Origin of the sequence: Paenibacillus ehimensis NBRC 15659 (genome assembly GCF_004000785.1) — a bacterium.
Classification (GTDB): domain Bacteria; phylum Bacillota; class Bacilli; order Paenibacillales; family NBRC-103111; genus Paenibacillus_G; species Paenibacillus_G ehimensis.
Map to the genome: position 1 here is coordinate 68,567 of NZ_BILX01000015.1, position 18,587 is coordinate 87,153.

An 18,587-nucleotide genomic window follows, 5' to 3' on the forward strand; every position below is an offset into this window, starting at 1 on the left:
AGCCCCGATGGGATCGGGGCGAATTTACTTCGCTATTGCTTGAATACCTTGATGAGTTTGTATCCTAAACGGGCTGGCAGATGGATCAGTTGGTGACACAAGTTCGAAACATCCAACACCGGATTTTGTACCGCATCGCAATGCCTTCGACCCCAGCACACCGGAAGCCGGATCATATACTGGCAAAGATAATATAGCTGCTCCGGCTTTCGTTCGATATTCGCCAATCTTTTTTTTCGTCACAAATTCAAACCATGTGTATGAGCTCTGATTCCCCGATTTATCATAATGTGCAACTGCATAACGATATCGGGCTCCCGGTTTTAGTGTTGAAACGTTTGTTTCAAGCACATCTATACTTCTAGTTACTTCATAGGCGTTATAGATGTTTGGAGTACCCCCAACCCAATCTGTCCCGCTCCATTCTCCAAGCCAAATACCTGTTCGATCATAACCAGACGACGGCGTAGGATCCGAAAAGCGCAGCCATGAGATAGTCGCCGAATTTGTTCCATAAACAACAGAAGGATTGGGATCATTGGCACGCTTACTGTCTACGAAAAATTTGACTTCATGCGGTCCGCTTTGATTCCCTGCCTTATCCCGTATATAGAAATGGGCGGCATACTCACCGTCACCACTATAAATCGGAACATCAAAATAATAGTCGCTGCCGGACTGTCCGGCAGCGTAGGGACCGATCCAACTCATCCCAGCTCTAACGTAATAGGCTTCAACTGCTCCAATTCCACTTAACGCATCACTGACGCCATAAATCCAGGTACGACGTGTGCCTCCAGTTTGATTTGAATAGCTATAGCCTTGGACGCCTGTGACTTTGGGAGTAGAATTATCTCTTATTACATTGGCCCGAACCATTACAGGTTCATTCTGGGCTCTGTCATAAGCTCGGAAGTCTACCCCCCAGTTCCCCTCGTACTCTAACGGAACGTCAATAAAGTAATTATTTGAGCTGCCATCGCGAATAGCATTCGCCAAAAAGTACCATGAACCATCAGGACGCACCACATGCACAGTAACCCGATCCACACCGGATAACCCATCAGTAACATCAGCAGCCCACACTCTTGCGGAAGAGCCTTGAGTATATTGAATATTAGATACACTGCCGATTGTCGCTGGTGTCCTATCGACATTTGTCTTTATTTCACCAAGAAATCCGCTATTCCCCGCGTTATCGTAGGCATAAACATGGGTTGTATATGTGCCTTCATTGTTGTTATAGGCATTGATTGGAATGTCGCAAAACCAATTATCACTTCCGCCATCTTTTACACCGTCTCTCCACTGGAAATCATATCCGGGCCCAGCAGTAGGAAATCTCACTACAGAGACACCAGACCAGTTGTCCTTTACATTATAGGCCCATACCCTGAATGTACCGTTTGGCTGCACATTCAGATGTTGCGTGCCCGTGATACTTCCGGCTACAGGCGGTGTATTTTCAATACCAAACCATGGTACCCATGACCAAGGGCTCACGGCGTCAGCTTTATCCCATGTTCGGATACGATAAAAATATTGGTTATCGCCAAGGCCATAAAACGTCCATTGGTTCGTAGCCGTTGTGTTTTTCCCAGAATCCATGACGATATTTGTGAATGCGCCGCCGTCGCCAGCGCTGACTTGTATTTGCCAAGCCGTCTGGTGATCGCCTCCGTCTGGATCGGAAAATGTCCAGTTGAAAACTGGGTTCCGGTTGTTGGTAATTGAACCATGGACTGGAGTTTGTAGACCGGGAGCATTAGGCGATGTATTATAGAAAATATCGATATATCCGTATCCACCATCTGCCTCTCTCGAAAGGAGTGTTTTTAATCCTCTCTCTCCGACACTTGAAAGTGCAATTCCAAATGTTCTATAGCTACCATTGACATGATCCTGAATGATTTTTTTAACATCCCAATTGTATACAATGTTTGCTCCCGGAGAGACAGTTTTGTAGGTGTAATTCGCATACCATCCTACATCAGGCTTATTTCTCCATGTGATTCCGTATTCAGACCAATCGGAATTTACAGGGACGGCATAAATATTGTCTGCCGTGCCCGTCCAACCGCTGGTATCAGTTCGAATTGTCAATGTTGCGTTACTAATGATTGCGTTCGCGGGAATAGCGGAAAAATCAAACTTTATATATGCCCGGTACGACTCCCTGCCATTATAACATTCAACATATAACCTTCCGTCCCCTCCATAGTTATCGTCTGGGTAGTCCCCTCTTACACAGGCATCCTCTGTTCTGAACAATCTAATCTGTGGCATACTCGACCTCCTTACAGATCGCTGCGAATCCACATGCGGCCGATAGCTGGAGAATCGGGGTCTGATGCTCGAACTTCGATGATAAGCTCTTTTGTATTGTTGGAACGTACTCCATCCACGGCCTTGTTGACTCCCTCGATTTCTCTAGCTATTGTATCCTTTACGTCTCGGAGCTCCGTATGAGCATCCGTGACGCCCTGCTCAATGCGGTTCATGTCCAGTTCGGTCACCGTATCGTCAAGCCGCCAGTTCGTTTTTGCAGTATACGACATCCCTAAACCTCCCTAATTAAATAATGTTTTAATATTAACTAATCTCTAAACTACTATAACTCTTTTATAAACGAAAATAGGATATAGTACTTGTCCCAATCGACTATTTCATTTTTTTCCACAAGCCGTTCCACACAGAAATCAATGCCTGTTTCTTTTTTGGGAATTTTGTTTCTAAAACGACACCTATTTGTTCAGTTTTAAACTTATTATCCGAATTCCGAGTTGCGACAATTTCCTCTGGCATCAGCCCTTCAATCCAAAACGTCTCTTGTTGCCTTGGACTATAGCTGAAATGTTCGGGCATTTCAGTTGGGGACTTTCCGTCCTTATCCAATTCCAATGGTTGGAGTTGGATATATTCATTCCATGATTCGATATCAAATCTTGGCTTAAATAGTCCTTGCGGAACCGGAATAGCGACCACATACCCCAACATCTCCGTATTCAACTGTTGCCCTATATCTTCTTGGGCCAGCGGTTCCTGCGTCCTATAGAAAGGAAAAACGCCTGTCGCATCATCTGCGACAAGCGTTACGTCTGTCATAAATCCGTTAAAATCAATAATGATCGCTTCTTTCATCGCGCACCCCCGTCATTGTTCTGCCAGAAACGTAATACCTTCTAATGAGAAATACCCTGCGCCACCCAAAGTATGTCTAACATCTCCATTTGCAGTGATATCGACGCGTCCAATTAGTGCACTTCCATTTGTATCGGAAATCGTCATAAAAATCTTTGTCGCTTTTGGACGGTAACCCGGGGGAAGAGTAAATATTACCGCCCCCAACGTACCGTTTTTTAAAAGCCCCTTAAGGTGGACGACTCCAAAACCATCTTTGATATACCTGACTGTATCGTAACCATCGGCATATTCCAGCCAACCGTTTACAAGTGTCGGCGAAATCCATTGGCCCTTCATATTCTGAGCATGCATACCTTCCAAGATGCTGACCCTTGTAGATAAGTCCGTCTGGCTGGAAACCAACGAATCAACAACGTTCATTAAATTACCTGCGTATTCACCTTGAATACTTTGAACGTTACAAGATAAAGCATACTGGTCGAGGGCAATGTAAGTCGCTGAATAAGCGGCACGTTGATCGTAATTCGCCGCACTAATCCGCGCTTTGCTATAACCATTGGCATTGTGAGCACCCGGCATCAAAAGGACTGACTTATCCACTAGTCCATTCTTATAAATATTTAATATAATATTAGCCCGGTATTTAAATTGACTACCAACTGCAATATCATTAAAGTAATACGAGTTGTTGGGTCCATATAAATTAGGGGATGTTTTCTCCCGAACGATCATCCCGTTACCGACTTCAACCTGATTCAACCCTTCATGAAATGTGATTCCGCCTTCTACTGCAATCTCTTCAACTGTTGGAGTTGCAAGTTGATATTGCAATTTGTAAGGGGTGTATCCTGCATACGATGTAGTAGGACATGTTAACGAAGCATGTGCCTTTGATGTTTGATACGCCCAAGCCTTTGTCCCGGACCCGTTATAGTTGATATCCGCGCTCCCACCGGCCACATACATTTTATAACCTAAAAAATACGCTTTAATCTCATCCTGAGACGGTGTGTACGAATCTCCCCATCCACTATCGGCATTAGCAACCGAGATACGGATAGAACCGTTCGAAGCAATCCATCCGGCATCAGGCGCGAGGGCAGCATTATGATCATATTTGCGTAAAATCGTTCCGTCGTACTTCACGAATGTACCAATCCCTAAGTTATCGGCACCATAGAATATATCCGATATTACACCGCCATTTGTCGATAAGGACTTGCTTCCGGTACCAACACTTAACAAATCCCACGCAAGGTCTCCAGACACATCCCTCGGCTTGTAGCGTGTCTGCTTCCAGTACTTCCCGTCACACTGAAATGACGTATCGTAGATTGTTCCATCGACGTTGGACGCGAGATGGACGTTCGGGAAGAACAGATAATCTTCATTGCGTGGTTTGAACGGTTTGGCCCAGGAGCCGGCGACAAAAACAGGATTACTGTAGGAACAAATAACCTCTCCAAACGTATAGGTATCCGAGTCATTTTCATCTGTATATCCAATTAGATTTGTCGCGGCTACCAACGCCATTGACTTAATATTGGCAGGCGTTGTGAATGCTCTACTTGTGTTAGGCGCAAACACCATGCGTGTCGAAGGCGATCTATCCATATAATCAAACCTGCAGCGCATATAACCGTTTGTTGACGGGTTTACAAGTGTATAGGTTGTCTCAGGAACTAACGGAATATCTTGATACTGGACTACTACCTCCTGTCCATTGGGGACTTTTGTCGTATCAAGCGTAATTGAATACAGTGATGTTACGTTTATGATGCTATTTGCAATACCTAAAGGGTTTAAAGAACATTCGGTAAACGGCGGCAACAAATTCTCTCCATACCTAATAATATAAGGCGAGCAGATATTTTTCATATCATCAACGTACGGCCATTTCGCAGCGATCTGCTCCGGTGTCATGCTATCAATCGCGTTATACTCGTCTTGAGTAATCTCGTAGAGACGAATTCCATCGACATACGCATACTGGCCTGCGGATCCGCTGACTCCAATGTCAACCTGTAGACTAGTGCTTGAACCAGAAGCAAATTTTGAAAAGGACAGAACAAACGTTGTGGTTGAGGTTTGATAGGGAACAGTCGGTCCATAAGCCTGACCACTCAATACGACACGAATACCATTAGTTGCGTTACCGTTTTTAACCTCCGCAATAGCGACATAAAATTTGTTTTTTTCACATGGAATGTTTGATTTTGCCATTGTAGCAAGCGTATATCCGTTACCAATACTGATCTTGATACTATTGTTACCATATACTTTATTTGCGGAGTCTAACGCTGCCGTCCCTTGGTATATATTGGGCGGCGACGAGGTAAACGGATTGAGACTTTCACAATTCCCGTCCCTACCCAGCAAATTCACCAACGTCCGGCCCTTGATACATACATTCTCCAACGGCGCGGTCCGCTTCGCATCCACAACCTGCAAACCATACCTCAGGTTCACCTGTTCAGGCGGCGGACTTGTCAAACTATTCTCATACGCATCCTTTAGCCCCTGCTCGATCCGGTTCATATCCTGCTCGGTCACCGTATCGTCCAACTGCCAGTTCGTCTTGGCCTCGTATGCCATCCCTACACCTCCTTCACGGTTACCGTGTGCTTAATTATCGTATCGCTCGTAATCGGCACATACGCCTCATTAGAGCTTACCACTTGCCCCTTACTGCTTTGGAGCTCGATCAAAGTCACCTCGGCCACCGACCCGGCTGGAATCATATACTCCAGCTCCACGGTGCCCGCATCCACTTTTTTGATCCGGAACGTATCGATCTCATAGCTCCTGTTCAAAACTACCTTAGCAATTTGCGTATTCGTAAATTGAGCCAGCTCGCTCAAAAACGTTGTAGGAATCATTTCACCTGTACCTCCTTGCCACGATTGGCGAATGGGGTGCTGCCCAGCTTCCATGTCGTAGAGAGCCGGGTCATTCGGGTAAGCGGCGTTTTCCAAATGTGCTCCTCCAACCCGACGCGGTCGGCCAGAGAAGTCGCCTGGTTGTATACAAGGTTTGCCGGCTTGACGATTTGGACCGTATGTTCGATCTCCTTGAAATACGCCGCATCAGGCACACCCATCGAAATTTTTAAAATGAAATTTTGCCCGTCCACTTCCACCTTCGCCACACCTGACCCAATGAGGGAATCCAAGCGGCTTTGCAGGTAGCGGACGGTGAACGGCGGGCGCGTGGAATAGCGGTTAATCAGCCGGTTGCGCCGGAACTCCAGCGTCTCCACCGCCGAGTCCGCACGAATGCCGACCATGTCCTCCCGCCGTTTGATCACCCATTCCTGCGCCGTCGTGACAAACTGGTTATCCAAAAACTGCCGGACCGCTTGCGCTATCGCCTCGATTTCCTCGTCTTCGGTCCGGGTCAGCTCTTTCATTTCTTTGATCTCGTGAAAATGCTCCGGCAAATAGTCCATCAGCTTAGGCATGCAGCGTCACCGTCCCCATCTGCGGGATTTTCTCCGTGGACAAAGTAATGTTCGCCGTTTGACCATTCAGGCGGGTGCCGTTTACATCGTTAACCCCGGATACGGTCAAAATACGCGCATCGATCTGGCTGACCCGCACGGTCAGCTGCGATTCTTCCGCCCAGGTTTGCCGCAATCCGAGCAAATAGGACGAAATCGCGGCCTCAATCTCCCCCTGTACCTGCCCGACGGTCACACCGGCCGCAAGCGTAATCGTCGTCTCCACGTCGAGCTTCACGCTTTGAACGCCGTCAATCGTGACGGTATGGCCCATCGGGGCCAGTCCCCAGCCTTTACCCTGGTTCACCGTAGGGTCTATGGCCGTCTGGACTTCTTCGATCAAAGCGGCGGACGGCGGATTAAAATCGCTGCCTAGCAAGGTACATTTGACCGTACCGCCTCCCTGCCACGCCGGGAAGATTTTGACCCCGCCAACGCCGGGAATATTGCCGATCTTTTGCTTGTAATCCGCCACGTTGCCTCCGAACGGCTTCTCCTTCTGCCCTTCGAAAAACCGCTTCCGCAGCGCCTCATCCGACTCTTCGTCTTCTCCCGGGACAAGCACATCGGCGAGCTCCGCACGGACAAGTCCAGCGATATAATCGATGGGAAGCAGCGTGCCGAAATAATGGTTCCCGGCGGCGCCGGCTGTTTCACATTCCAGCTCGAATACGCCGGCCGCCATACGACGAACGACCACATACCGTAGCTCCCCGGCACCGAACCGACTGCCGACAGGTACATCCGCCGGAGCATCGGCATTCCCGTAAAACAGCCCCTTGCGGCGCGCTTTGCTGGCCTGTTCGCGCTCCACGCCGAACTCGGCCGTCCGCCGTTCCAAAAATTCGCCGCTCGACGTATCCGCAAGCGAAAGGTTCAGATTCGTATCCAGCTGAAAATACATCTCCGTCAGCTCCAAAGCGGCCGGCGCAAGGGCGTCATAGATGATGCTGCCCTCCCGCTTGTCCACGTCTGCCGGCACACGGGAAAGCATCCGGTTCAAAATCGTTTGAAACGTCTGATGTTCATACACCCGCTCCCACTCCTTTCGTCATCTCAAAACTGCCGTATTGCGATACGACGGTGAACGAAGCCGAAGCCTCGTCCCCCATAACCGTGATCTGTATGTCCTGCACATCCCGAATCCGGTCGTCCTGCATAAGCGCCGCCCGGATGCGCCGATAGAGCTCCGCCTGTACGAAAGCGGACTCTCTCCCAAGCAATCCGGAGAACTCGCGGCCATAGTTCCCGCTATAGATCAAATGCTCAAAACGCTCCGTCTCCAAAATAAGCTGCGCGGCCTGCTTGACCGCGTCCAGCCCGTCGGTCATACCGACAATCCGGTTCGTCGCGTTATCCAACCGGTAAGTCCGACTGGGAAGCTGCGCAATTTCGACGTTCCGGTTGTTTCCCAGCACACCGCCTTGCGGAATCATGCCGTCACCACCCGATCTACAATGACATACTGCTCCCCACCCTGCATACGAAGCAAAATGACCCGGTTACCCGTTTTCAATCCTTCCCGGATCACGATCTCCTGTCCTTCAACTGTCACCCGGTAGTCTGTCAGCTGCTCCGGAACAATTAAAAAATCCTCTGTTAGCGTGAAACGCGGGTCAACGTTCACCTTCAGAGGACTTTCGCTGATTACCGTTCCGTACAATACGGATACGGGGTTGCCCGCCTCGACGGCATCGAGACCGGCTTGCTTGATAAGATTTAAGAGTCCCATTCCTACCTCTCCCCAAGGCGAATGTCGATCAATTCCAAGCTCATCGTATGCTCGACACTGCCGTCAAATTTATGCGTGCATTCATTGACCAAAAAACGTTGGTTCAATCCAAGCTCTTCCATGTTAATGGAAATATAGCAACCGGCCCGCACGCGGATATCCCCAAGAGCGTCGATCGAAAACGACCTTTGCTCGCGGTTTTTCAGCTGGATCAGATTGTCCAGCATTTCTTTGACTTTTTCGACGCTCACCTTTTCATCGACGGTTTGGTAATGCTGAAGCAGCCCCCATTTGGCAATGGTTCGGCTGTCTTGAATAATGTAGAGCTCGCGCTTTCCGGATTCTTTATTGTCCCGGACGATCTTGATCTTATTGCTGGCGTTGTCGAGTGAGCGTTTTTGCTTGTAATCGTAGACAAGGCTCGTATCTCCAAGCGAAAAATCCAGTGCCATGGTTTCAGCATCACGAAGCGTCAACTCCCCGAAATCGTCGAACAGGACGTAAATTTTTTTCGTGGCGATTAACGTCTTGTCGAGTGCTTTGTAAATGATATCAAGCAATTTCGTGTTGTTTTCGCTAAGCCCCGGAATGGCGTGCTTCGTATCGTCCAGCTTGCCCAGCTTCAGCCCAAAGTCTTTGCCAATGCGCTCCACCACTTGCGTTGCCGTTACATTCGAGAGCACGTAAGAATCGTTTGCAAGCAAATAACGCATTTGATCGTAGGCCGTAATCTGTACGGTTTCCTCTCTCCCGCTTTCGATTGAGAAAATATAGCCGTAAAACACATTGCGGCCGTCTTGTCTGACCCGGACAATGTCGCCGAGGTTGTACTTGAATTCTTTCGCTTCGTAGAATCCGCCCTTGATCAAGGTCATTTCAAAGCTTGAAGCCTGCCCGACCCGGGCGGTTTTAAATGTCGCTTCGGAGACGATCCCCGAAAGGTCCCAGAGGAAGCCGTCCTTGTTATCGATTTCGATCTGGAGCATGACGGTCCCCCTTTACTTTGGCGGCAGTTTCAGTACCGTGCCGTTTTCGATACCTTCCACTTCCGAATCCGAAATCCCGTTTAATTCTTGAATTTCGCGGGCACGCGCACTGTCGCCGTAGTACTTTGTGGATATTTTCGTAAGACTGTCCCCATCTTGGAAGGTATGCGTCTCCGGCATGACCCCTTCGTTCGGGCGGGCAGGCTGCTGTTGAACGAGAACAGTCTCTCCTTTGGCATTCACAACGGGCTGAACATTTCTTGCTGAGTAAAAGACGTATTCCTTAAGCGACAACGTATATTCGATATCCCCCGGGGAACCGGCAACTTCCTTCCATTCGAACTTTTCGATTGAGGCCGGAAAATTTAGGTCCCGATCGCTCGCGTTATCTAGTTTTCCATCTTCGCGACCGCGTCGAACGATATACATAAAACGGATAGGATGCTTGGTTTCCATCCATTTACGGATATCTTTCACGTATTTCATCGGGTCATGAATCCCATCGCTAAGATACCGGTAGTTCGGAGTGTTCGGAGTCAACTCCGGGATTCCCTGTACAATAAACGGATAGTTATGCGATTTTGAGGGAAAAAAGCTGCTGAAGCTGACCGTTTTCAGCCTCGGGCTCTGAATGACATTAATTTCGCCCGCACGCGTCTCCTCTGTCCCCCCGCCTTTGCCGACAATGTTGTACGTCTTCCCTTGGCCTTCTTCCGAAATTTCGATCGATTCCGGGTTAACCGGCAGCCTCCAACCCTCGGCCTGGTTATTAAAGCTCAAATAAATAAAATAATGGTCTTCCATCACGCGTACACCCCTTGAGCGGAATTTGCGATTTCGCGCGACATCACTTCTTCGATGCGCCGGATCATTTCGTTCGCATCGGTCGGTTGGTGAATATCTCCTGTAGTCACCTGTACGGTCGGTGTCAGCGTCACAAAGTTTTGGATGCTCTGAATTTCCGCCAAGTCCCGCATAACCTCCAAGTCTTCGCTGGAGATATCGACCGTATTATCGATTTCGCCGATTGAGTTCACGTGGTTAATGTTAGGAAGCTCGGAGCCGGGCTGTTTGCCAGCAGGGAAATTTCTCGTATTGTTCCAAAGATGACTATTGTCCGGGGGCGGGAGCGGGGGCTTGTCCTTTTTGTCCAAGTCCATTCCCTCGGGAATATTAAAATTCATGGCCTTCTTGGCAAAGTCTTGTCCTTGGTTAAAAGCATCGGCTAGGTCCATTTGCTCCCAGCGCATGTTAGATAAATCTACCGTACCTGTCTTTGGATCCGGTTTAAGCTTGTCTACCCAATCGTTTTCAAATTTACCAATGAGCGAGAATTTACTGCCGGTTATACTATTCACTTTCTCGATTAACCAATTTAACCCAGTGATGGCCGTATTGATAAAAGTGGTTAAATTTTCGGATACACTTTTTAACAAATCGTAAAAAAGCTTCTTAAAAGCATACCCCGGTTCTTTCCAAACGTTGGCAAAAAATTCAGCGACGGATACTATGACATTCCAAAACATAGCAATCTGGTTGTAAATAGCAGCGAAAAGACTGAAAAATAAGCCAGCGACAAAACCGACGACTTGGCTCGAGGTAATACCCAATTGACTTAGTATTTCCAAAAGCAATACGATAACCCCGATGATTAAGAACACGGGCCATAAGGCTGCAAACCACTGTATTATCCATATACCAGCAAGCACCAAGAGAACGATGCCAAGTGCGAGCAAAATATTTTGCACAAGACCGATATTACTCATAATAATTCCAGCAAAAGCTTCGACTCCTGTAGCAATAGCATAAAATCCAGCTTGCAATCCGTCGAAAAATGGCTTAAACTTCTGGTCTTTAAAAGCATTATTGAGCACGCCAACTATACGTTCCAGTGCTTTAAACGCTGCCTGCCCCGTTTCGGCAAAAGCGTTTTTAACGTAGTTTTTCAACGTCCCAACTTTTTCTACCGGACTGTTAAGCATCTCATCATAAGCTTGCTGCCCCATATTGTTCAGTTCAAGAAGCTTATCCATCGCTGAAATAAATCCTTCTTTGTCGCCTTTCTCGGCAAGCTCGTCCAATTTGAGCTCATTCACTTGGTTTTGGCTCATGCCAAACCGTTTGGCCAAAGCGGCCATCGATGTCGGATCCCCGCTAAGCGCCTCTTTTAAAGCTAAACCATTAGCCTGGATTCCTTGGTTTTCAGGATCGAATGTCGCCAAACGATGAGCAAGCTTACTCAGTTTACTGATCTGATTCGCATTTTGCGCCACAGGCATGAACGTTAAAGCAGTAGACAAGTAGTCATTTACATCGACCCCTGCTTCCAGCGCTTCGTTTTTGTACTTTGTGAACATGGACTCGCCAACATTGTTTTTCTCATCTCCTGCCCGGAATTTGAACATATCTTTTCTCTTTTGCTGTTCCATGGCTCCCCCTACAGTAGCATCAAACAGCTTTTGTCCATTTTCGAGGCTTACAACGGAACCAACCATAGATCCAAATTTTTGAAATGATTTTTTAACAGTTTGTGCAGCTGCTTTTACTACTCCCAGTAAATTTTTCAACCATTGCCTTACGTTAGGGAGGGGTAATCGGATCTGGCTGTTCTGCAGGGCTGTTGAAATATAGTTTCTTAACTTACCGAAGCCCGACGAAATCGCTCCAAAAGGCAATTTGAATTGCTTTATATTCTGGAATACTTTGTTAACCGTTGCCCCAAGATTGCGGAACATTGCGGCTATTTTTCCTGGCGATCGCTGAAGCTGTTGAAGTGCAGACAAATTGCCGGACATATTAATCGTTACGTTAATAACGATCTGGATCTTCGAAGACGGTATATTTAGGGAGGGCAATCGAATCTGGCGTAATTTTTGAATAATATTGTTCTTCAGATTATTCACCCATGCGCCTACAGCTCCGGACACTCGTTGAAATTGCAGAAAGGCCATTGTGCTTATACGCAAAATGCCTGTCCGAGCGGATTGCACTAACCTTGGAACCTGCCCAAAAGACTTTGCCACGCTTTGATATATTTGGAGACCAAAATTCACATCCACTACCTCCTTTCTACAACCTAAAAAGAAGCGCCTCCTAAGAGACGCTTCTCATAGCCCTTTTTTAGCGCGGGCGCGCTTTTCCTTCTCCACCCGCACGTCGATCATGGCATAGATCGCGGCCCTTTCGTGCCGCGACATGGCCATGAGCTCCTGCGGTAAAATGTGAAGCTCGTGGAGGGCATAGTAGGCATAATTCGCCTCGCCTGCGCCCTCGTTGATCAGTTTTTTACTTCGTCAACCAGCTCGTTCATATCCTTGTCGAAGCCGTTGAGCTCCTGCACCTTTTGGAGCAGGTTCGCGTACTCCCCGGGGAGCAGCATTTTGCGCAGCAGCGACTCGGCGCCAAGCACGCCGTACGATTGCTGCAATTCGGCGTCCTTCAAATTCGGGAAAACGACGCTGTTCACGGCCAGCTTGGCGATATATTCGTTCTGGTCGACTTCGGTGGTGTAGCTGCCGCCTTTGCCTTTGACGCGCTTCGTGACGGCTTTGCGCACCGCTTCGTTCTCCTCCTCCGTCATGCTGCGGAGGCGCCACGGCACCGGAGCACCCTCCCGGTCCTTGAACCGTTCGGAAATAACGACTTCCTCAATCGTGCTGGTTTCTGCATTTTGGGCAAAAAATACGCTTAAATCGCTCATGAATCATGTCCTCCTGTTAATGTGATTAGTTCATGGAAGGGGCGCGAAATTTATCTTTAATTTCAATACCGTCGAAGGTGAAAGAGATTTCCTCCTCCAACGTATCGCTTCCGGTGTCGAGAGACGCCATGATGACGCTGTCCAGGTTGACGTTTTTAATGATAACGGTCTGCATGCCTACCGAAGAGGAAGGATCTTCGTTCGTTACCGTGATATCGAAATAAGTATCCTTACCGCTGACCATATATTCGTTCATCATCTGACGGAAAAGCGTGGTCATATAGTAAATCGTCATACTGCCGGTGCCCTTCCAGCCTTTCGCCTTGCTTTGCGTTCCCCGGCGGCCAAGCGCCTTGATTTCGGCTTTTTCCTTCTCAACCTTGGCTTCCAGCTTCTTAACGTAGAACATTTCTTCCGCATTTCCGTTAATCGTTGCGTAAGCACGGCCTTCCTGACCGCTAATCGTATCGCGAGCGTGTAACACTTTTTGATCTGCCATGTTACTTCACCGTCACTTTCATGTAGATTTTTTCAATCGAATCGACCGGCTGGACGTGCAGCTCCACAAATACGCTGTCCGCATCCTGGCCTTGGATGACGTTCACGTCGGTTTCCGAATTGAAGTTTTGGATCGCCGCGTTCGCCTGCAGCGTTCTCAGGTAAGTAACGACCTCGTTCCACAGCAAATTGCGGCCGTCGTGGTCGTTGTTCACCTTACCGATGTAGAACGTCTCGAAAATCCGCTTAATATCGTTGGCAATGCCGTCAAGCACGCGGATCACGCGGTTTTTGGAGAACGCTTTGCCCTTGGTCGGCAGGAAGCTTTTGAACGTGTTCAAGTCCTGCTCAATAATGGCACGGCCTTTGTTTTGCACAAAAACAACCTCGCCGCCGCGCAGCGCGGACTCGATTTGCGAATTCGTGTAACGGATGTCCACGTCGACCGCATCGTCATACGCTTGGTACGTGAGCGATTGGTTCACCTGCGCCCCGGCCGTCGCCGCAGCTACCCATACCGTCGCTTTCACCGCATCCAGAACGGTGCCGTCCGTCAGCACGACGCCGTTTTTGACGCTGATGACGCCTTCGAAGTCGGCTGCCGGATAGTTTTCCAGCACGGCCTGAACCTTCTTGCCCTCGGTATCTCTAAGCCGCTTAACGAATGCCGTGTACACGGATTTCAGCGTTGCATCGCCGGATGCGAGCGCCATTGTTTGGAAATCGAACATCTCGATCGCGCCGAGATAGTCGGTATGGTCTTGGTTCGTCACGGTGCCGTCAGCACCGCCGGTGAGCGAAGCGCCCGACGTCGCCGTCAAGTCGCCCGTGCCGCCGAATTCGACCCAGTCGTTCGCTTTCAGTTCGGCTATATTGGCCACCGTCTGGGAATCGACGGCTTGACCGGCCAGCAGCGTCTTCACGTCGAATTTCGTACTGTCGTCAATATTCGCCTGAACGACGACGGACAAATCGTTGCCGCGCACGCCGCCGTGCTTGGCTGTCACCTTCAGCGTGCCGACCGATGCGGCCGCCTTCGTACCGGCATTTAAACGGTACAGCAGCACCGTTTTGGCGCGCTTCAAAGCCTCCCGAACCAGCAGCAGCTGAGGCGCTGCGATATCGTAGCCGAGGAGCGTTTTCACATCGTCTCCCGCATGGATCGTTAGCACCTTTTTCGCTTCGCCCCAGCCGAGCGGCAGCGCCATTGTCATAATCCCGCGTTCTCCGGCTACACCGGCCGGTTTGCCTTCACCTTCGAAATTGATGTACACCCCTGGGCGTACTTTGTTTTGAGTTGTCCATGTTCCGCCTGCCATCTATTCCACCGCCTTTTTCAAATATTGTTCGATTTGTTGTTTGACCTGATCGGTCGTATACGTTTCCTCATCGTGCAGCAGAGCGTTCAGCAAATCTTTTTGCTGCGCCGTAAACAGCTTCGACTCCAAAAACTGCTGCTTCGTAAAAGCCGGCAAGCTCTCCTGAGCCGCAGCCGTTTCTTCCTTCATGGCTGTCGCTTTCGACGTCCCTTTTTTAATCATGTCGGATATGTTCCTCCTGTACCAGATTTTGCATCGTAGGCACGACCTCTTTCGGCCGCACCACATGAACCTCGAAGCTTACGTAAAAATGAAGCTCGTTGTCCGTTAAAGTGTAGCGCATGCTTGAGCCGCGGTACGGTTGACCTTCCCACGGGATCAGCTCAAGCTGCTCGTACAACGTATCCCGGACCGTCTCACAATCGCGGATCAACTGCGGACTGCCCGGAACCGGAAAGTAGGCGATGTCGAACGTCCCGGTCCGGATATACCGCCGGTTCATTCCGTGCTTCTGCGCACCTTCCGTTTGCCGAACAAAAAAAGCAGGCTTCGTGAAGCCCTGCTCGACTTGTTCCGTGTAGACGCTCGCGGCCGGAAACAGTTCCTTGAGCCGTTTCGCGATCCCCTGTTTAATTTCTTCCACGTTCACCACCCCAATAGAAGCTCAATAGCAGCTTCATGAATTGCCGCAGCATGCGCTTCCGCCGGCAGCGGCGCACACCTCAAAGGGTGCTCCGGAAATCGCCCGCTTGAACTGTACTACCAGTCTGCGCAACCGCTCCATATCTTCCCTCCCCCTGAAGCCTAATCTTGTGCCCGGAGCGAAGCGAATGCAAAAAGAGCCGCATCGCTGCGACTCTTTTTCGTTCGTTTTCCCCTTAGCACAATTATCTTACATTAACATCATAGCACGGGAAAACCGCACTTCGTTACAAAGGTTGTCCATCGTTATTCCGACGCTTTTGCGGCGAAATTCCGACATTTTTTCATCCCGGCAGATTTGCCCGCGCAAGTTAGAGTACGATATGCAGACTGAAATAGTATTTGTAGCAAATAAAATAAAAATAAATGAAGACGATAGAGACCAGCATCGCTGTCCAGATGCCGTGTGACTTCAGATTGACCATGAACATGTGAATCAAAAAAGTAAGAGCCATCCCACTGACGATCATAAAATTGATCGCATCATACGCTGCACCCGCTAATGTCTTTTTATCTACAGAGGAAAGTTCCCAGTAAAAACTAAAGAGCAGCGTCAGAATCCAAAACAAATACATCAATTTGCGGTAAACGGGCATTCCTTTGCTTCCCCTCTAAATTATTGAAAAGTATAATCGCGTTCAACTCAGCCCCCAACCTCGATACTTTCAACCACCTCAAGCAGCTCCCCGGCGGCAGCCCGCACTTCCGTACACGACGAATCGCAAAGCCTGCGAATATCTTCCTTATATAGAAGCAAAATTTGCGCCGTATAATAGACATAGCTGTAAAATGCCTGATCGGAGACGGGATCGTCCTCCCAACGCACCTCGTCCTCTTCCTCGTCTTCCGGCCAAAGCTCGCTTTCGTGAAGCAGATCGGTGATAGACGGTAACGGCTCCATATCGACAACATGGCCAAGCGTTTCTGCGCACGCAACCGCAATGGGCTGGCACGTCTCCAGAATCGCGACGAGAAGCGCATTCAAACGCTCGCGGTCCTGCGCGCTTAATTCCCGCCTCACGGAATCGCCCGCAGCTTCGCCAAGCATCCTCATCGCAAAAATCACACCGAACGGCGTCGCGTGCCACAGTGTGCTTTGATGCTCAAGCTCCTCAGCCAAACGCTCGGCGGCATTGCTCATCGACTCCATATCTCCATGAGCCATCGCATGAAACCATTGCGGGAATGCCGCTGCCCGTCCGTAGGAGGAGATCAGGCGCTGCCACGGGATGTCTTCCATTTTCACGTTTTTGACGAATGCCAAATCCTGCTGAAGCATCGGTTCTTCCTCGCTTCCTCTTGATTGAAAATTAGCTTCATTATAGCACAAGCGGGTCCTACCGCACGGGTCAAGCCGAGCCATAACACAAAAAAAGAGCCGCAGACCGCTGCGACTCTAGCTAATCAAGATTCCATATTCTTTTAAAGCTTTGCGTCTCCATCCGTAGAAGGTGGATAGGGAAATCCCCAGATCGCAAGCGATGTCATGCGGCTCGTTTCCATCCACATACAGCAATTTGAGCACTTGCGCGTATTCGTGTTTAAAATCGTCCAGAGCATCCATGGCATGCTCCATCTGCTCCTTTTGCCGTCCCAGCTCCTGCAGCTCGCTGATCCGCGCCAATATTCCCTGGTAGCCGTCCGAGGTACCCAACAGCCCTTCCAGCAGCGCCTTAATTTGCGCCTCCGCGCTTCGAAGCGCTTCTTCGTCTGCGCCGGATGCCAGAAGCTTCCGCCATTGCCGGTGCAGGTCTTGCAGCTGACCGTTCTGGACAATCGTGCCGAGCCGCAGACCGCCGCTGACCGGGTATTTCTCAAGCATCTTGATTCGTCCGACAAGCCGTTTATATCCGCGCAGTTGATCTATAGCGATTCGTTCGTAGTTTTGTTCGAGATTAAGCATCATCATCCGGTTTGTTCCCCTCTCGTCATTCTCTGGAAGTATGTCCGATCGAACTTACAGCCTGAACTTGCCGCACCGTTCACTTGAGCGCTTCAGCCGCTTGGAGCAGCTCGTCAAAATATTTTGTTGGAACGTCCGGCAGCCGTTCAGCGCCATAGTGCCTGAGGAGCGCCCGAATTTCGGCTTGACGTCCGGCATGAACGAATCCGGCAAGCTTCGTCCGGATCATCTCCAAAGTCACCGGCGGACGCAGTTCTCCAAGTCCGGCTTGCCCGCCGCAATCCAGCCCCACTTTGCGGCTCTTTACCGTTTTGTCGGCAACCTGCCGCCCTTCCATAAGGCCAGCCGTTTGAGTAGCATTTGCAGGTTCAAGGTTTTGGACGTGAATCGTCATGTTCGAGGCGCCTCCATTCGTCAGCAGTTCGTTCGTTTTACGAAACCAATAGTAAGCTATTAGCTTCAAAATGACAACCGTTTTATTTAATCATATAGATTAATTATCGCATAAAATTACCCATAAAACAAACTATTTGCTTAATTATCCTCCCATTTTCTTCATTTCAAGTTTTACTAAGCTTGATTATTAAGCTAAAAGCTGATACAATGGAAACAAGTGTTCTTCTATTAAAAGCCAGTTTAGAAAAGGTGAAATGTCTTATGGGGAATCGGGTGCGGGACATTCGAAAAGCAAGGAATATGGCGGGGACCGTTGTCGCCGAACTGTTGAACATTACGCCTCAATATTATTACGAGATCGAAAGGGGAAAAAAACGGCTGAGCGCCGATATGGCCGGCAAGCTCGCCGCCCATTTTCAAGTGACGACGGATTATCTTCTGGGCTTGTCCGACGAGCCTTCACCGAATGCATCGGCCATGGAGGCAAAGCGGGACGCGTCTTCCTTGACACCCAAAGAAGAGAAGGACATCGCCCGGGATCTCGAACGAATGCTCAGCGATCTCGAGTCCGAAGAAGCTCTTGCTTTTCATGGCGAAACCTTGGATGAGGAGAGTAAAGAATTGCTGCGAATATCGCTGGAGAATTCGATGCGGCTTGCCAAGCAGTTAGCGAAACAGAAGTTTACCCCGAACAAATATCGAAAATAA

General features: G+C 49.2%; 22 protein-coding genes. 1 reads left to right on the forward strand and 21 read right to left on the reverse strand.

Features of this window, described 5'->3' with window-relative positions; all coding sequences use genetic code 11:
• Positions 1-24 precede the first annotated feature (24 nt).
• From PEH01S_RS11365 to PEH01S_RS11465, 21 genes are all read right to left on the reverse strand, one after another.
• Entirely contained in the window at positions 25-2,286 is a 2,262-nt protein-coding gene (locus PEH01S_RS11365) for a DNRLRE domain-containing protein (RefSeq protein WP_127485514.1), read from the reverse strand.
• Positions 2,287-2,297: 11 nt separating this feature from the next.
• The gene (locus PEH01S_RS11370) at positions 2,298-2,558 is read right to left on the reverse strand and encodes a hypothetical protein (protein WP_127485516.1); all 261 of its coding nucleotides are present in this window, start codon (positions 2,556-2,558) and stop codon (positions 2,298-2,300) included.
• 103 nt (positions 2,559-2,661) lie between these two features.
• Entirely contained in the window at positions 2,662-3,141 is a 480-nt protein-coding gene (locus tag PEH01S_RS11375; RefSeq protein WP_127485518.1) for a hypothetical protein, read from the reverse strand.
• A 12-nt stretch (positions 3,142-3,153) separates the two neighbouring features.
• Positions 3,154-5,739 (reverse strand): hypothetical protein, encoded by a 2,586-nt coding sequence (locus PEH01S_RS34555; protein WP_164827786.1) that lies wholly within the window; start codon positions 5,737-5,739, stop codon positions 3,154-3,156.
• A gap of 2 nt (positions 5,740-5,741) precedes the next feature.
• The gene (locus PEH01S_RS11390; protein WP_025853103.1) at positions 5,742-6,023 is read right to left on the reverse strand and encodes a hypothetical protein; all 282 of its coding nucleotides are present in this window, start codon (positions 6,021-6,023) and stop codon (positions 5,742-5,744) included.
• The gene (locus PEH01S_RS11395; protein ID WP_127485524.1) at positions 6,020-6,604 is read right to left on the reverse strand and encodes a putative phage tail protein; all 585 of its coding nucleotides are present in this window, start codon (positions 6,602-6,604) and stop codon (positions 6,020-6,022) included. Before PEH01S_RS11395 ends, PEH01S_RS11390 begins: the two co-directional genes overlap by 4 nt.
• The gene (locus PEH01S_RS11400; protein ID WP_127485526.1) at positions 6,597-7,676 is read right to left on the reverse strand and encodes a baseplate J/gp47 family protein; all 1,080 of its coding nucleotides are present in this window, start codon (positions 7,674-7,676) and stop codon (positions 6,597-6,599) included. The genes PEH01S_RS11395 and PEH01S_RS11400 overlap by 8 nt, the downstream gene beginning before the upstream one ends.
• Entirely contained in the window at positions 7,669-8,079 is a 411-nt protein-coding gene (locus PEH01S_RS11405; RefSeq protein ID WP_025853100.1) for a DUF2634 domain-containing protein, read from the reverse strand. The genes PEH01S_RS11400 and PEH01S_RS11405 overlap by 8 nt, the downstream gene beginning before the upstream one ends.
• Positions 8,076-8,375, reverse strand: coding sequence for a DUF2577 domain-containing protein (locus tag PEH01S_RS11410; protein ID WP_127485528.1), 300 nt, complete (start codon positions 8,373-8,375; stop codon positions 8,076-8,078). Before PEH01S_RS11410 ends, PEH01S_RS11405 begins: the two co-directional genes overlap by 4 nt.
• A gap of 2 nt (positions 8,376-8,377) precedes the next feature.
• Entirely contained in the window at positions 8,378-9,361 is a 984-nt protein-coding gene (locus PEH01S_RS11415; RefSeq protein WP_127485530.1) for an XkdQ/YqbQ family protein, read from the reverse strand.
• A gap of 12 nt (positions 9,362-9,373) precedes the next feature.
• Entirely contained in the window at positions 9,374-10,165 is a 792-nt protein-coding gene (locus tag PEH01S_RS11420) for a LysM peptidoglycan-binding domain-containing protein (protein ID WP_127485532.1), read from the reverse strand.
• Positions 10,165-12,414, reverse strand: coding sequence for a hypothetical protein (locus PEH01S_RS11425; protein ID WP_127485534.1), 2,250 nt, complete (start codon positions 12,412-12,414; stop codon positions 10,165-10,167). The genes PEH01S_RS11420 and PEH01S_RS11425 overlap by 1 nt, the downstream gene beginning before the upstream one ends.
• Before the next feature lie 224 nt (positions 12,415-12,638).
• Positions 12,639-13,061, reverse strand: a complete 423-nt coding sequence (locus PEH01S_RS11430) for a phage tail assembly chaperone (protein ID WP_025853092.1) — start codon at positions 13,059-13,061, stop codon at positions 12,639-12,641.
• Between the two features lie 25 nt (positions 13,062-13,086).
• The gene (locus PEH01S_RS11435) at positions 13,087-13,560 is read right to left on the reverse strand and encodes a phage tail tube protein (protein ID WP_025853091.1); all 474 of its coding nucleotides are present in this window, start codon (positions 13,558-13,560) and stop codon (positions 13,087-13,089) included.
• 1 nt (position 13,561) lies between these two features.
• Entirely contained in the window at positions 13,562-14,878 is a 1,317-nt protein-coding gene (locus PEH01S_RS11440) for a phage tail sheath family protein (protein WP_127485536.1), read from the reverse strand.
• Positions 14,879-15,100, reverse strand: coding sequence for a hypothetical protein (locus tag PEH01S_RS11445; protein WP_246062885.1), 222 nt, complete (start codon positions 15,098-15,100; stop codon positions 14,879-14,881).
• Positions 15,093-15,521, reverse strand: a complete 429-nt coding sequence (locus PEH01S_RS11450; RefSeq protein WP_127485538.1) for a phage tail terminator family protein — start codon at positions 15,519-15,521, stop codon at positions 15,093-15,095. The genes PEH01S_RS11445 and PEH01S_RS11450 overlap by 8 nt, the downstream gene beginning before the upstream one ends.
• 370 nt (positions 15,522-15,891) lie before the next feature.
• Positions 15,892-16,020, reverse strand: coding sequence for a hypothetical protein (locus tag PEH01S_RS35795; RefSeq protein ID WP_275452176.1), 129 nt, complete (start codon positions 16,018-16,020; stop codon positions 15,892-15,894).
• A 203-nt stretch (positions 16,021-16,223) separates the two neighbouring features.
• Complete coding sequence (locus tag PEH01S_RS11455; protein ID WP_127485540.1) at positions 16,224-16,859, reverse strand: hypothetical protein; 636 nt, start codon at positions 16,857-16,859, stop codon at positions 16,224-16,226.
• 117 nt (positions 16,860-16,976) lie between these two features.
• A complete protein-coding gene (locus PEH01S_RS11460) occupies positions 16,977-17,489 on the reverse strand; it encodes a DUF1492 domain-containing protein (RefSeq protein ID WP_025853084.1) in 513 nt (170 codons plus the stop codon).
• A 73-nt stretch (positions 17,490-17,562) separates the two neighbouring features.
• Entirely contained in the window at positions 17,563-17,877 is a 315-nt protein-coding gene (locus PEH01S_RS11465) for a hypothetical protein (protein ID WP_127485542.1), read from the reverse strand.
• A 263-nt stretch (positions 17,878-18,140) separates the two neighbouring features.
• Between PEH01S_RS11465 and PEH01S_RS11470 the strand changes: the two genes are divergently transcribed.
• Positions 18,141-18,587 (forward strand): helix-turn-helix domain-containing protein, encoded by a 447-nt coding sequence (locus PEH01S_RS11470; protein WP_025853082.1) that lies wholly within the window; start codon positions 18,141-18,143, stop codon positions 18,585-18,587.